The sequence below is a fragment of the Actinoallomurus vinaceus genome (genome assembly GCF_039542055.1).
Taxonomy (GTDB): Bacteria; Actinomycetota; Actinomycetes; order Streptosporangiales; family Streptosporangiaceae; genus Actinoallomurus; species Actinoallomurus vinaceus.
In genome coordinates, this window is the sequence record NZ_BAABHK010000008.1 from 242128 (window position 1) to 256122 (window position 13995).

The 13995-nt window shown below is 69.3% G+C and carries 17 protein-coding genes; 6 read left to right on the forward strand and 11 right to left on the reverse strand.

What is annotated here, in order from left to right:
* Window positions 1–22: 22 nt before the first annotated feature.
* The 6 genes from ABEA24_RS27765 to ABEA24_RS27790 form a co-directional block, all read right to left on the reverse strand.
* Window positions 23–835: a hypothetical protein gene (locus tag ABEA24_RS27765; protein WP_345434077.1), complete on the reverse strand. Its 813-nt coding sequence runs from the start codon at window positions 833–835 to the stop codon at window positions 23–25.
* Between the two features lie 11 nt (window positions 836–846).
* A complete protein-coding gene (locus ABEA24_RS27770) occupies window positions 847–1173 on the reverse strand; it encodes a hypothetical protein (protein ID WP_345434078.1) in 327 nt (108 codons plus the stop codon).
* Window positions 1170–1907, reverse strand: coding sequence for a hypothetical protein (locus ABEA24_RS27775; RefSeq protein ID WP_345434079.1), 738 nt, complete (start codon window positions 1905–1907; stop codon window positions 1170–1172). Before ABEA24_RS27775 ends, ABEA24_RS27770 begins: the two co-directional genes overlap by 4 nt.
* A gap of 194 nt (window positions 1908–2101) precedes the next feature.
* Window positions 2102–3262 (reverse strand): glycosyltransferase family 4 protein, encoded by a 1161-nt coding sequence (locus tag ABEA24_RS27780; protein WP_345434080.1) that lies wholly within the window; start codon window positions 3260–3262, stop codon window positions 2102–2104.
* A complete protein-coding gene (locus tag ABEA24_RS27785; protein ID WP_345434081.1) occupies window positions 3259–3999 on the reverse strand; it encodes a hypothetical protein in 741 nt (246 codons plus the stop codon). Before ABEA24_RS27785 ends, ABEA24_RS27780 begins: the two co-directional genes overlap by 4 nt.
* Before the next feature lie 151 nt (window positions 4000–4150).
* Entirely contained in the window at window positions 4151–4600 is a 450-nt protein-coding gene (locus ABEA24_RS27790; protein WP_345434082.1) for a GNAT family N-acetyltransferase, read from the reverse strand.
* Between the two features lie 88 nt (window positions 4601–4688).
* On the opposite strand from ABEA24_RS27790, the gene ABEA24_RS27795 reads away from it, so the two are divergent.
* The 3 genes from ABEA24_RS27795 (at window position 4689) to ABEA24_RS27805 (ending at window position 5908) form a co-directional block, all read left to right on the forward strand.
* The gene (locus tag ABEA24_RS27795) at window positions 4689–4925 is read left to right on the forward strand and encodes a hypothetical protein (RefSeq protein WP_345434083.1); all 237 of its coding nucleotides are present in this window, start codon (window positions 4689–4691) and stop codon (window positions 4923–4925) included.
* Window positions 4925–5182, forward strand: a complete 258-nt coding sequence (locus ABEA24_RS27800) for a WhiB family transcriptional regulator (RefSeq protein ID WP_345434084.1) — start codon at window positions 4925–4927, stop codon at window positions 5180–5182. Before ABEA24_RS27795 ends, ABEA24_RS27800 begins: the two co-directional genes overlap by 1 nt.
* 126 nt (window positions 5183–5308) lie before the next feature.
* Complete coding sequence (locus ABEA24_RS27805) at window positions 5309–5908, forward strand: rhomboid family intramembrane serine protease (protein ID WP_345434085.1); 600 nt, start codon at window positions 5309–5311, stop codon at window positions 5906–5908.
* Between the two features lie 21 nt (window positions 5909–5929).
* On the opposite strand, the gene ABEA24_RS27810 is transcribed toward ABEA24_RS27805, so the two are convergent.
* Complete coding sequence (locus ABEA24_RS27810) at window positions 5930–6493, reverse strand: TetR/AcrR family transcriptional regulator (protein WP_345434086.1); 564 nt, start codon at window positions 6491–6493, stop codon at window positions 5930–5932.
* 117 nt (window positions 6494–6610) lie between these two features.
* On the opposite strand from ABEA24_RS27810, the gene ABEA24_RS27815 reads away from it, so the two are divergent.
* From ABEA24_RS27815 to ABEA24_RS27825, 3 genes are read left to right on the forward strand one after another with little or no spacing between them, the layout of a single operon-like run.
* The gene (locus ABEA24_RS27815) at window positions 6611–6880 is read left to right on the forward strand and encodes an MDR/zinc-dependent alcohol dehydrogenase-like family protein (RefSeq protein ID WP_345434087.1); all 270 of its coding nucleotides are present in this window, start codon (window positions 6611–6613) and stop codon (window positions 6878–6880) included.
* Between the two features lie 33 nt (window positions 6881–6913).
* The gene (locus ABEA24_RS27820; RefSeq protein WP_345434088.1) at window positions 6914–7222 is read left to right on the forward strand and encodes an MDR/zinc-dependent alcohol dehydrogenase-like family protein; all 309 of its coding nucleotides are present in this window, start codon (window positions 6914–6916) and stop codon (window positions 7220–7222) included.
* Window positions 7164–8204 (forward strand): FAD-dependent monooxygenase, encoded by a 1041-nt coding sequence (locus ABEA24_RS27825; protein WP_345434089.1) that lies wholly within the window; start codon window positions 7164–7166, stop codon window positions 8202–8204. The genes ABEA24_RS27820 and ABEA24_RS27825 overlap by 59 nt, the downstream gene beginning before the upstream one ends.
* Before the next feature lie 34 nt (window positions 8205–8238).
* Here ABEA24_RS27825 and ABEA24_RS27830 read toward each other — a convergent pair whose 3' ends face one another.
* The 4 genes from ABEA24_RS27830 to ABEA24_RS27845 form a co-directional block, all read right to left on the reverse strand.
* Entirely contained in the window at window positions 8239–9072 is an 834-nt protein-coding gene (locus ABEA24_RS27830; RefSeq protein WP_345434090.1) for an SDR family oxidoreductase, read from the reverse strand.
* Window positions 9073–9087: 15 nt separating this feature from the next.
* Window positions 9088–10575: a hypothetical protein gene (locus ABEA24_RS27835; protein WP_345434091.1), complete on the reverse strand. Its 1488-nt coding sequence runs from the start codon at window positions 10573–10575 to the stop codon at window positions 9088–9090.
* Window positions 10576–10671: 96 nt separating this feature from the next.
* The gene (locus tag ABEA24_RS27840) at window positions 10672–12204 is read right to left on the reverse strand and encodes a hypothetical protein (RefSeq protein WP_345434092.1); all 1533 of its coding nucleotides are present in this window, start codon (window positions 12202–12204) and stop codon (window positions 10672–10674) included.
* A gap of 47 nt (window positions 12205–12251) precedes the next feature.
* Window positions 12252–13910 (reverse strand): APC family permease, encoded by a 1659-nt coding sequence (locus tag ABEA24_RS27845; RefSeq protein WP_345434093.1) that lies wholly within the window; start codon window positions 13908–13910, stop codon window positions 12252–12254.
* Window positions 13911–13995 lie beyond the last annotated feature (85 nt).

Consider the following 13995-nt stretch of genomic DNA (forward strand, 5'->3'; position numbering starts at 1 on the left):
TTGACCGAGGCATGGAACGCGGTCACCTCTTGTAAGACCACATGGAGCGGTTGCCATCAGAGGTGCTGCCGTCGCCGAGGTCGCTTGCGATCTTGGGCCAGTGGCCGTTGTCGAAGGCGCTGCCGTCGTTCTTGAGCTCGAGCAGGTTGGCGAACTTCTCCAGTGAACTCTGTGTGACCTCAGTGGCGATCGCGTAGATCACGCCAACCGTCCCCATGGCGCTGAACACGGCGACGGCGATGGTGAACAGACCCTCTGGTACGAGGAAGAACGTCATCAGCATGCCGGCGCCGACCAGGATACTGCGCAGGCCGATCGTCAGGGCGGCCAAGATCGCGACGTAGAGCCCCGTCAGGCGGTAGGCGAGATCCTGGATCGTCTCCCTCGTCGTGGACACCATTTCGGCGACCTTGTCCGTTGCCGCCTTCTGCACCGGGATCGCCTGCGTGTATGCGAGGGACGCAGGGCCCGTCCAAAAGTCGTCGACTTTGGTCTTGCTGGTGTTCAGCCGCCCCGAAACCGTCGACAGATTCTTAAAGACGGTCGTGGTCCACTTGTTTCCGGCTGTGTACAGGATGTAAGGGCCGGTGACCACGGGAAAGATATTTTCCAACAGCCACAGGTCGAGCTTGGCGACGAGCAGGATAATCCCCTCTAGGAGCTCCTTCGCTTTGGTGATAACGGCGTCGGCGACCATTCGGTCCACGCCGGGCGGCACCGTTGGAGAGTTGATCGTGTACGCGAGGTTCTGGACGGTCTGGTTGAGGCTCCGAGTAAACGCCTCCAGTTTCTCGGTTGCTCCGCTGAGTTGCCTCAGTACGGCTTCAGCGCTCATGCTGCCCTTCTTCACCAGGCCTTGTTGGCGGCGTGCACGTTGTTATCTTCTTCTCGCTGGTAGGCGTTCCGGGCCTTGATGAGGTTGTCGGCGATCGCGCCGAACTCGACTGCGGCCTCGCCGCACCGATCAGTGATCATTTGTTGTACTTGCCGGTACTTCTCCGCAACGCCGATGAACGCGGCTGGACCGAACGCACGCGGGTCGATATGGAGTGCGCCGGCAGCCTGTTCGGCGTGCCTCATCAATCCACTGTGTTCGTCCCACTGTGCGGCGTCCAAGGCGAATTTGCCGAGAGCAAAACCGAGATCTTGGCGGTTTGGCGGTGTCTCCGTCATGCTTCGGCCGCCTTGTCGGGCAGGATTTGCGGAGCCACGGAGAAAGAGTCCACGATTGACTGCAGCTCGCCGATGAGACCGTCGGCGGGTTTTGTGTCGGCATCATCGGCATCATCGGCGGCGCCCGCGGCGTACGCCGAATCGAACGCCTCGAGCAATGATTCGGACAGCTCTTGGCGGCCGGCGCGAAGTGCCCACTCGCGGTCTATGGTCACCGAATTCAGCTGACCTGCAACCATGGATACCGCGATTCGGCGATTATCGCTACATCCAACGATTTGGCAGTGACTGTTGTCGTGGTCGGTGGAATGGCTAATTGCCAGGGCGTCGATGGCACGTTCCACAGTCTCAAGCATACGGCCGAGATCGTCCCAGTCGGGTGAGACTCTTGGCCGTTCGGCTATGGGTGGTACCGGCGGCGACTCGGGCGGAGTGGGCGGTGCCTCGGCCACCGAAGTGGCGAAGTCGTTCATCGGCCTTAGTCGAGCTGAGATGATCGCATCCATGACGGCCGCTCCAAGACTTTCGGCGCTTATTCGATTGCGCCAGTCGGCGGCTATGACGATGCGGGTGACCCTCCGTCCATAGTCATTAATCGTGACGGTGACGGCGCCGGACGCGTCGCTGGAATCCACGACTTCTGGAGGCGGGCGGTAGGCGACGTGCATCGCCTGGGCCAGCGATTCCGCCTCGGCGAGCAACTCGGCGAGCTGCTCTTCGGGAGGTTTGATCACGGGGCATAGCTTTGTGTCTACGTTACGTCGTGTCAACGTCGAGCAAAAGCGTCTAATGACATCAAAGTGGACTAATGCCGCAAATCTATCGCCCGGTAGGCGGTTAGAAGGTCATGCCCTACCTGCTGGGGAAGGAACGAGGCCGCTGAAGACGGCCCGCAGGGCCGCCGAGAACGGCGCGCTGCGCGGCGCGGCTACGGGGTCTGCCCGAGACGCAGGTCCGCGAACGCCTCGTCCCAGCGGTCGGCGACCTCGGAGATCCGGTAGCGGAGCGCCGTCTCCTTGCCGTTCTCGGCGAGCCGCCGCATCTCGTCGGGGCTGTCCATGAGCGACAGCAGGGCGTCGGCGAACGCGTCGATGTCACCGTCGGGCACGAGGATGCCGTCCTGGCCGGACGTGATGATCTCCCGGGGGCCCTGCGGGCAGTCGAACGACACCACCGGCACCCCGGCCGCGAACGCCTCCACGATCGTCATCCCGAACCCCTCGAAGCGGGAGGTGATGACGTGGATGGAGGCCTTGGCCAGCTCGCCCTCGACGTCGCTGGTCGACCCCATGAAGGCCACGTTGTTGTGCAGGCCGAGGGAGCGCGCCCGCTTGCTCAGCTTCTCGCCCTGGGTGCCGTCGCCGTAGATGCGCAGCTTCCAGTCCGGGCGCTTCTCGACGACCTTCGCGAACGCGTCGAGCAGCCGGTCGTACCCCTTCACCTTGACCAGCCGGCCGGCGGCGAGGACGACCCGATTCTCCAGCCGCGACTGCGGGCGCGGCGTGTCGGGCAGCCCGTTGCCGATGGCGTAGACCCGCGTGGGGTGGCCATCGAGCAGCCGCGCGTACTCGGTGTGGTCGGCGTCGGTCAGCGTGATGACCGCGTCGAGCTTGGGATACCAGGTGCGGATGTCCTCGAGGATCCCCGGCTTGTGCGCGCCGAAGTGCAGGTGCTCCTGGCCGACGAGCGTGACGCCCTCGCGGGCCAGCTGCGCGGCGGCGATGTTGAGCCCGGCCCGGGTGGTGACCAGGACGTCGGTCTGCATCTCGGCGAGGTACTTCTTGAGCGCGCGGTCGCTCTCGGCGTTGAAGTTACTGAACGCGCGCTCTTCGGGGTGGAACAGCGTGCTCGGCTTCTCCAGGCGGGACGCGAACCCGAACCGCCACCACTTCTTGGCTTCCGGCCGCAGGTCGACCAGGTGGGTGAGCCGCACCTGGTCGGAGTGCGGCAGGAACGGCCGGTTGCGGTGCCGGAAGACGCTGACGACCTCGACGTCGTGCCGCTTGGCGAGCTCGTCGGCGAGGTTGAACGTCGCACGGACGGTGCCGCCCATGCCATAGGCGTTCATGATGAGGATCGAGATCTTCACGACGACGCCTCCGCGTTCGCGACGACCGTGGTGGCGATCGCGAGGTGGTCCTTGTCGGTGTAGTACGCGCGCACCCGTACGCGGTCGGTGTCACGCGCGACGTGCTGCGCCGGGAACCGCACCTTGTTCTTCTTCTGCGGGATGTCGTCGAGCCAGGTGGCGACGGTGAGCCCGCCGAGCTCGAGGTCCCAGAAGCCGCGTTCGGTCTCCACCGCGAAGGGGGCGTTCGGCAGTTCGGCCTGCCAGCGGTCGCCGGTGACGGTCGCCTCGCCGGTGACGGTGTCACCGGTCTTGCGCCGCGTGGCGACGATCCGCGCGTCGGCGGGCGTCGCGCCGTAGGCGAGGAGCCCCTCGAACGTCAGCTTTTCCTCACCCGGGTGGACGGCGGTGACCTCGGCGTACGATTCGGCCGGCCGGACGCCGACGCGGAGCCCGCCGGAGGCGGCGCGGAAGGTCCTCAGCGCGCGGCCACGGGGCCGGCGCGCGTACTCGACCAAGCCGTCGAGGGAGAAACCGGGATCGGTCGTCATGACCTCGGCCCCCGCCGCGTGCACCGACCAGGTGCCCTCGGCCAGGTCCAGGCGCGACAGGTCGGCCGCGTCGCCGTCGAGGGACACCGTGTGCGTGGCGTCCTCCCGCCGGAGCGTGAGCGTCGCGGTGTCGGCCGGCGGCTCGGCCCAGCGGACCCACAGGACATCGTCTGCGTCGAGGCGTGCCGACGCGGCGAGTACGGTCATCGCTGGGGGTGGTCCCTTCTTCCTACCTGAGTGACCGGACATGTAACCAACACCCGGGTAAACGCGCGGCTAAGCGCCGGATGCGCTCGCGTGAGCGATCCCACTCAAGACGCGTGGCCGTCGATCCCGGTTTACCGGCGTCGATCCCGGTTTACAGCGGCAGCTTCATGCCCTCGTGGGTCGCTTCGAACCCGAGGGTCTCATAGAAGCGGATGGCGTCCTCGCGTCGCTTGTCGGAGGTCAGCTGGACGAGGCCGCAGCCGCGGCGCCGGGCCTCGCCGATCGCCCACTCGATCATCTGATGGCCGAGGCCTCGGCCCCGGTGGGCGCTGCCGACGCGGACCGCCTCGATCTGGGCGCGTTCGGTGCCCTTCCTGCTGAGCCCCGGGATGAACGTGAGCTGCAGCGTGCCGGCGACCTCGCCCTCGACGTCGGCCACGATCAGGTGGTTGCGCGGGTCGGCGTCGATGGCGGCGAAGGCCGCCCAGTAGGCGTCGACGTCGCCCTCGCGGCCGGAGCCGATCGCGTCGTCGGCGAGGAGCGCGACGATCGCGGGGACGTCGTCCTTGGTGGCGGTGCGGAAGGTCACGTCAGCAGGCATGAGACGAGATTTTAGAGAGAATTGACACGACTGGTCGTAGTACTACAGTTGGTAGTACTACAATCTGTCATAGCGCTCAGGAGACGGCGTGACCGCACCCCCGATGACGGACACACCCGGTCGCCTCCTGGACCGCCACTGCCAGGAGCTGGTCGCGGACGAACTCACCCGGCTCGCCCGCCGCGTTCCCTCGCTCGCGGAGGAGCACCTCGGCGTCGTGGAGACGTCACTCCGGCAGATCATCGATCGGCTGCTGCCGGTCCGGAGACGCGCCGAGGCGCGCCCCGAGACCCTCACGGCCTTGTTCGACCTGGAGGCATCGTAATGATCGAGCACTGGACGGACCTCGCGGCATGCCGAGGCATCGACCCCGAGCTCTTCTTCCCGGTGAGCGCGGCCGGGCCGGCGCTGGACCAGGTGTCCGAGGCCAAGCGCGTGTGCGCGAGCTGTCCCGTGGTGTCCGACTGCCTGGCCTGGGCCCTCCGCGCCGGCGAGTCGGTCGGGGTCTGGGGCGGTACGACCCCCGACGAACGCCGCTACCTGCGCCTCAAGCCGCTGCCCGCCGCCCCCGCCTGGCACTGAGCAACGCCGCCGGCACATCCCGACGACGCCGCCGACGGCGCTGAGCCGCGCCGCCCGGCGGCATCCGCCCCGAAGAGCGCTCCGGTCCTTATTCCGCGCCGACGGCCCGCGACGTACCGTTGCGCTATGGCGGACACCCCCATCACCGCGCGTTCCCCCCAGGACGGAATCGCTCACCATGCATCCCGCGCGCTCGGCGCGGTGTTCATCACGGTGCTGCTGCTCGGCGTCTGCTGGGTGGTGGAGGTGGCCAACTACGGCGGCGACCTCACCCCGCAGTACGGCATCCAGCCGCACAACGTGCACGCGCTGTGGCACATCTTCACGGCGCCGTTCCTGCACGCCAACCTCGACCACATCATGGCCAACTCGGTGCCGCTGGCGATCTTCGGGTTTCTGACGGCGCTGCGCGGCCTGGGCCGCTTTCTCGCCGTCAGCCTGATCACCATCATCGTGAGCGGCCTCGGCGTGTGGTTCCTGAGCGCCTCGAACGTCGTGACCGTCGGCGCGAGCGGCCTGATCTTCGGTTACTTCGGCTACCTGCTGGCCCGCGGCTTCTTCGAACGCCGCGTGCTGGACATCCTCCTCGGCGTCGCCATCGCCCTGGTGTACGGCACGATGATCTTCGGAGTGCTGCCCGGGCAGCCGGGCATCTCCTGGCAGGCCCACCTGTTCGGGCTGATCGGCGGCGTCCTCGCCGCCCGTCTCACCCGCCAGCGCGCCTGAGTCCGGCGCCCTGACCCTGTCTCACCGATCGTCGGAAGGTCGAGACGGCGGGGAGGGAGGCTGCGGGCGAAGGCCGTCCATGAGGACGGTGATGAAGGCGTCGGCAAGCTCCTGGGACGCGGGCTGGGACCGCGCGATCGCATAGGCGGTCTGGCCGATCAGGGTGGTGGTGAGCGCGGGGTCGAGGTCGGTGCGGATCGCGCCGTCCCGCCGCGCTCCGGCGATCATCTGCTCCACGGCCTGGACCAGATCGGCGCGTAGGGCCGTGGTGGCGGGCAGGTTCCGGCCGTCCAACTGGTCGTTGAGAGCGTGGTGGGCGGCCTGGAAGGCGATCAGCTCGGACAGGAAGGTGCGCAGGGCCTGCTCTGGGGTTTGTTCGGCCAGCAGGTCCCGTGCGCGCTGGATCACCGGTTCGAGCAGGCCGGCCACCGCGGCGTCCAGGAGCGCGTCCTTGCCGCCGAAGGCGCGCACCACGGTCGCCGCCCCAAGGCCGGCCTTGGCGGCGATGGCCTCGACCGTGAGGACGGCGCCGGGCTCGGCCAGCAGCGCGGTGGCCGCTTGCAAGGCAAGCTCACGGTTGCGCACGGCATCGGCTCTGCGTCGGATTCCGCTCGGCCCGGTACTCGTTGACAACTGAAACGCTCCTTCCATATATTCCTACTGGAATGCGCATTTCACTTATCGTAGCGCGAGGAGGGCGTCATGCAAGCACTGCTCAGCGACCCAGACACCCCTGCCGGTGTGCGATTCGGCCAGGCACGGGAGCCGGTGCCGCAGGCCGGCGATGTCTTGATCGAGGTGGAGCGGTTCACCCTGCTCCTCCGCAATCTCGAACACGCGGCCACCCTTCCGCCGGGAAGCATTCCGGGATTCGACGCGGTCGGCGTCGTACGGCGGGCGGCCGAGGACGGCACGGGTCCCGCGCCGGGCACCCGAGTGGCCACACTGATGACCGGAAACGCCTGGGCGTAGCTGCGTACCGTTCCCACGGATGAGCTGGCGATCGTGCCGGAGCAGGTCGACTCCGGCCAGGCCGCCACCTTGCTGGTTCCCGGTGTGAGCGCACTGCGAGCCGTGCGACGGCTCGGTGCGTTGACCGGTCGCCGCCTGCTGATCACCGGGGCCGCGGGTGCGGTCGGGCACTTCGCCGTCCAGCTGGGCCGGCTCGCCGGTGCGCAGGTCATCGCCGCGGTGCGCGATCCCGGCAGCCGGGACAGGCTGGTGGCCCTTGGAGCCGATGAGGTGGTCACCGGGCTTGGCGTACTGGCTGACCAAGCACGATTTCCCGACCACGGTGGTGGAGCGGGCGCCTGAGCTGCGGATGGGCGGTCAGGGCGTGGACGTGCGCGACCAAGCGCTGGAAGTGGTCGAGCGCATGGGCATCCTGCCGCGGATCCAGGCGGCGGCGGCCGATGTGCGCGAGATGCGGTTCGTGGACGCCGCGGGGCGGCGGGTGGCCTCCGTGGGGCTCGCGAACGACATCGAGATCATGCGCGGTGACCTGGTGAAGGTTCTCTACGACGTGACCAAGGACGACGTCGACTACGTCTTCGGCGACTCCATCAAGAGCCTGACACAGGACTCCGACGGTGTGACGGTCGCCTTCCAAAGCGGCGGCACCGACCGGTTCGACCTGGTCGTCGGCGCGGACGGGCTGCACTCCAACGTGCGGCGCCTGGCCTTTGGGCCGGAGTCGGAATTCCTCGACTACAAGGGCTACTACTTCGGCTTCGGCAACGCCGACGCGGCACTGGGCGTGGACCGTACGATCACGATGTTCAACACGCCGGGGAAGATGGCCGGGATCTACCGCTCGGGCAACCACGCCCAGGCCAAGGCGTATTTCGTGTTCCGGAGTCCCGAGCCGATCGACTACGACTACCGGGACCTGGACGAGCAGCGCCGGCTGCTGAAGGAGAACTTCGCCGGCGAGACGTCGTGGCAGGTGCCGGGGCTCCTGGACGGCGCGCTGGCCGACCCCGACCTCTACTTCGACGCCCTGAGCCAGGTGCGCATGCCGTCGTGGTCGACCGGCCGGGTGGCTCTCGTGGGCGATGCCGCCTACTGCGCCTCACCCGTCTCGGGGGCCGGGGCGGAGCTTGCCCTGACCGGCGCCTACCTGCTTGCCACGGAGCTGGCGGCAGGAGACCACCAGGACGCCTTCCGCCTCTATGAGGAGCAGCACCGCGAGCTGGTCGACATCAAGGTGCAGATCAGCGACAACCTGGGCCTGATGATGCCCCAGACCCAGGACGACATCCAAGCCAGGAACGCCGCACTCGCAGCAGGTCAGTGAGTCGTTTCATCGCCGCCCGGGCGGGAGCGCTCGGTCAGCCGCGCACGCTGACGTCGGTGACGGTCGCGTCGCGCGGGGTCATCAGTGCGTTCACGATGACCGTCGCGACCGTCCGGGGCGAGATGTACGCCTCCGGGTCGTACTCGCCGCCCTCCTGGGCGCGGACCTTGCGCTGCATCTCACTCGCCGTACGGCCCGGGTAGACCGAGGTCACCCGGATCTCCGGCTCCTCCGCCCGCAGCGAGTCGGCCAGGGCCCGCAGCGCGTGCTTGCTGGCCGCGTACGCACCCCACTCGGGGCTTGCGCGCAGCCCCGCCCCGGAGTTGAGGAAGACGACATGGCCGTGGGCGGCGCGCAGCGCCGGCAGCAGGAGCCGTGTCAGCTCGGCGGGGGCCGCGGCGTTGACCAGCAACTGCTCGATCCACGCGTCGGGCCGACACTCCGCGACGGTGCCCAGCTCGACCACGCCCGCGCTGTGGACCAGGCCGTCCAGCGGCGGCAGTTCGACATCGGCGAGCGACGCCTCCAGCCGGAGAGGCTCCGACAGATCCAGCGTGATCGTACGGACGCGGCCATCGCCCGCTGGGACGGCCGTCGCCGGTTCGGACCCGTTGGCGGTGAGCGGGCCGATCGCCGGTTCGGGCCCGCCGGCGGTGAACGGGGCGGTCGTCGGTTCGGATCTGGCCGCGGTGATCGGGGCCGTCGTCGGGCCGGGCCCGGCGGTGAGCCGTGCGGCGGTCTCCTCCAACCGCTCGGCCGACCGTCCGACGAGGATCAGCGTGTGCCCGGCGTCGTACAGCAGATCGGCGACTGCCGCGCCGATGCCGCCCGTGGCCCCGGTGATCAGGTACGTTCCCACGGGTCTCATTCTCCCTCTGGATGCTCAGGAAGGACGCAGGACCCGGGCGACGCCGGAGATCAGCGCGGTGGCCAGGATCCAGCCGGTGCCCGTCAGGGTCCAGGCCAGCCAGCGGGACCAGCCGATCGGATCCCACGCGCTGCGCTGCCCGAACGTCTCGATGGGCAGCATCAGGTCGAGCGTGTAGATCAGCGCGTGGAAGTGCGGCCGCTCGTCCGGCTGCTTGATCGTACGCGGGTGGTCGATGCTGAAGACCACCGTGCCGACGGCGACGAGCACCATCAGCCACACCGCGGCGATCCAGGGCCGGTAGCCGTACCCGACCGTCCAGTCGAGCAGGAGGCTCCACGCCCGGCTGATCCGGCCGAGCTGCCGGCGCCGGGCCCGCTGCTTGGCCAGCTGGCACTTGCGGGCGAGGTCGTCCCGGCCGATCCGGCGCAGCCAGGAGGCGAGCTGCTCGTACGGCTGCGGGCGGAACCCGTGCGGATCGCGGGAGATCCAGTCGAGCCGCTGGCCCTCCTCGGGCTCGCCGCGCAGCGTCTCGTACACGAGGCCGTTGAGCCGCAACTGCTCCGGCCAGACGTCGGGCCGGTCCAGGATCACGTCGATGCGCGAGTACCCGAGCGTGACCTCGCCCTGAATCGGCTCGCGGGGGATGAGGATCAGTTCCTTGACGTCGGCGTGGCTGAGGTGAAGGGCGCGCCGGCCGGGTGCGCGGATCGCGCCCTGGTCGAACGAGAGCGTGCCGTCGATCCGCGCGCCGCGCAGGCGCATCGGGCCCTCGGCGGTGAAGCCCGCGCTGCACTCCATGCGGTCCTGGACGGTCATGTTGTCGCCGTCGAGGACGCAGTCCGGGTCACGCAGCGTCGTCCCGTACAGGAAGAGGCCGCCGGTCATGCGGGCGCCGGTGAGGCGCAGCCGCCCGGCGATGTCGGAGTTGCGGATGAAGGCGCCCGCGTCGACCGTGAGGCCGCCGGCGGTCAGGGCGTAGCCACCGGGGTTGCGCAGCCGCACGCTGTTCATGCGGAGGCCGCCGGACAGGGAGGCGCGCATCAGCCGCACCTCGCCGTCGATGAGCGACTCGGACAGGCTCAGGTAGCCGTCCACCTGCAGCCCGCCGCCGTCGAAGCCGGGCAGGCGGCAGGCGTTGAGGCGCATCTGCCGGGCGCGCGCGTTGGAGAAGTCCGGTGCCTCTTCGAGGACGCAGCGCTCCAGCCGGAGCTCGCAGCCGACCTCGCCGCCGGAGACGTTCAGAGGCCCGGTGATGCGCGCCCCGCGGAGGCGTACGGCGGGCACGTGCCCCGGCTTCGGTTCACACGCTCCCAGGAGAAGCGCCGAGATCACCTCGGCCCGGATCGTACGGTCCGGGGAGCCGCCGGTCGATGGCCGTTCGTCGCCCAGCGAGACGAGCGCCCCCGTCGGATAGGCGTCCCAGAGCCGCTGCTCGGCCCGGGTCAGGCGAGGGCGGCGGCCGCCCAGCCAGGCGGCGACGGAAGCGAGGGAATCGGGCACAGACCGTCATCGTAGGCGTTTTCGATCACCACTATTGCGGCGAATGTTACGTACGCCATGGATGCGGTCCAATCGGGCGAAGCGCGGCGCCGCGCGTCAGTCCTCGAGCGCGTCGAGGACGAGCCAGGCCCGGTCGGGTTCGTCGTCGCCGTCGGGCCAGGACTCGGCCAGGCCTCGTACGAGGTCGCGGTGCTGGTCGATCAGGTGGTCGCAGGTGAGGCCGAGCGCGCCTTCCACCTGGATGGGCAGGACGCTGGAGTGGGCGGCGCGCAGGAGCACGGCGGTGGCCTTCGGCCCGGGAACGTCGAACAGGGCGACGACGGCGTGCGTGCGGTCCTCGATGGTGGCGGAGGAGTCGAAGATGAGCTCTTCCAGCGCGGCGACGAGCCGGTCGGCCGGCTCGTCCCATCGGCCGAGGCAGTCCTGTGCCGCGTGGATCGCGCGCTCGCGTATCAGCGGTGTCGCGTCGCGGCGCCGGAGCGCGGTGGCGAGCAGGGCGGCGTCCTCGGGCTCGGCGATCCGGGCGAGGGCGTCGAGTGCGCTGGCATGGTTGGCTCCCTCGCCGGTCCGCGGGCTGAGCCTCGCCGACGACGGCGGCTGGGTCAGGACGTGGCGGGCGAGGGTGCGGAGGGCGGGGATGAACGCCTCGGTGTCCAGGTCGAATCGGGTGAGACCGTCGCTGTCGCAGAAGTGGTCGAGCGCGATGCCCACCGCCGCGATGCGTCCGCTGTGCAGCATCGCCCGGTACGCCCGCCGGTGGGCTCGTTCGCTGACAGGGGCGCGCATCTCCTGATGGGCCTCGAGCAACTGCGGGCTCTCGGGGGTGGCGCCCTGCCAGTAGGTGCTGTGCGGGCCCGGAGCCAGGGCCCTGCGGACCTCGTTCGCTTCATAGCGGCGCTCGTCGTCCGGCCAGGAGGCGTCGAGGCGTTCGAGCAGGGCGCGGTGGGCGTAGAACCGCCGGCCGATCGAGAGTCCCCACGCCGCTTCCTGCTGCACGCGGTGGTCGTCCTCGCCGGTCGCGCGCACGAGCAGCGCGGTCACCTCGTCGCCGGGCACCTCCCTCAGCGCGCCGAGCGCCCTGAGCCGGTCGCGGATGTCCAGCGATCGGTCGAACGCCACCTCCCCGATCAGCGCGACCAACCGGGGATCGGGCGCCTCCGAGCCCGAGAGGATGCTGTCCGCCGCGCTGAGGGCGTTCTCCCGGAGGGCGCCGTCGGGGCGGCGTCGCAGCACCGCGATGACGGACTCGGCGTCCTCGGGGCCCGCGCCGTTCTTGCCGAGGACGAGCAGGGCGCTGGCGTGGTCGGCGCCCTCGAAGGCGACGTCGTCGCCGGGCCGGGGCGGGCGGCGGAGCATCGCACGGGCGGTCGCGACGACCTCCTCCCGGTAGGGCTCGAACGGGTTGTCCTCCCCGAACCGGTTGGTCGCGTGGGCGCGGTCGAAGAAGTCCAGGGCGATGCCGCGGGCGACGGTGTCCTCGCTGCGCAGCAGGACCAGGAACGCCCGCCGGAACTCTTCCGCCGTCGTCGCGGTGCCCGTGGCGTCGTACGCGGCCTCCAGTTCGGCGTCGTCGAAGTCGCAGTCCCAGTACCAGGACTGGAACTCCTGCAGGAAGGTCATCATGAACACCCGGGCATAAGATCATCAACGGACCGCGCCCGCCACTTCGAATCGCGTCACGCGGCGCGCGCCGCCGGCTCCACCGCGACCTCGAAGTCGTCCCTCGCGACGTGCTCCTGGACGCGTTCGTACGGCAGTGCCGTCACCAGCGCGAAGTAGTAGATCACCAGCGCGAAGGCCGTGACGACCAGGAAGTCCCACCCGAAGGGCAGCACCTGGTGTGACTTGAACAGGTTGCCCTCGCCGGGGAACGCGCCGTAGTAGGAGATGATCCCCATGCCGACGAGGTACGGCCAGATCCAGACCGAGTGCCGCATCTCCAGGTTCGGCCGTTCCGCCGCCGGCCGGCTGTAGTAGGAGATGGTCAGCAGCACGAAGCCGGCGACCACGGCGGCGAGCAGCCGCCACACCGTCTGCCAGCTCGCCCAGTAGAGCAGCAGCGAGGCGAAGACGAAGCCGAGCGGGTTCATGACCCCCGCGCAGGGCAGCCGGAAGGGCCGCTCCCGGTGCGGGTCGGCCCGGCGCAGGTGCGCCATGGCCAGCGGGGTCGCCGTGTACATCAGCACGGCCGCCGAGGTGATGAACGCGACCAGCGTCTCCCAGCCCGGGAACGGCAGGAACAGGATCACGCCCATGATCCAGCCGAAGATGATGCCGTAGATGGGGACGCCGCGCCTGCTCACGAGGGCGAACTGATCGGGGATGTACCGCTCGCGGCCCATGCCGTACAGCAGGCGGGCCTGGGTGCCGGTGTAGATGAGCCCCGTGCCGGTCGGCGAGATGAACGCGTCGGCGTACAGCAGGACGACGAGCCAGGTCAGGCCGAGCGCCGTGGCCAGACCCGCGTACGGGCCGATGTCATGGGTGAAGCTGAGGTTCGGCCAGCCGTGTGCGATGTCGCTCGGGTGGAGCGCGCCGAGGAACGCCACCTGCAGCAGCGTGTAGAGGGCGATGCCGATGAGCGTCGAGTAGATGACGGCGCGCCACACGTCTCGGCGCGGATTGCGCGCCTCGCCGGCCATCTCGACGGCCGACTCGAAGCCGAGCTCGGCGAAGATCACCCCCAGCGGCAGCGCGAGGAACATGCCCTTGATGCCGTTGGTCGAGCTCGGGAAGAAGCCGCCCTGCGCGGTGAAGTTCTCCGGGTGCAGGTAGAAGAGGAAGGTGATGACGGCGATCAGCGGGACCGCGAGCTTCCACCAGACGGAGTAGGTGTTCGCCGTCGCGAAGACCTTGACCCCGAACGCGTTGATGATCGTGAACAGCAGCATCAGCAGGCCGGCGACGATGTAGCCGGCCGGGAAGGTGACGACCGCCGTGCCGTGCACCTTGTGGGTGAGCCAGTGCAGCGGCTCGATGGCGGAGGCGTACGTCAGCGAGGCCTGCACCTCGATCGGTGCGATGGCCATCGAGTAGATCCAGCTCGCCCAGCCGATGGTGAAGCCGCCGAAGCCGCCGAAGGCGTAGTGCGAGAACCGTACCGTCGCCCCCGCCATCGGGTACATGGTGCCGAGTTCGGCGTGGATGAGGGCGAGCACCAGCAGCATGACGCCGGCCAGCGGCCAGGCGAGCACGGCGGCCGGCCCCGCGTGCCTGGCGGCGTTCATCGCGCCGAAGAGCCACCCCGATCCGATGATCGAGCCGAGAGAGAAGAAGGTCAGGCCGATCAGGCCGACCTCACGCCGGAGTCTTCCGGCGTGCGCTTCCGTGACCATGGGCTCCTCCTTCCGGCCCGTGAGGTCGCGGAGGGGGAACGGGACCGCGGAAGGTGGGGCCGCTGTCCTGGTCCGGCGATCACCC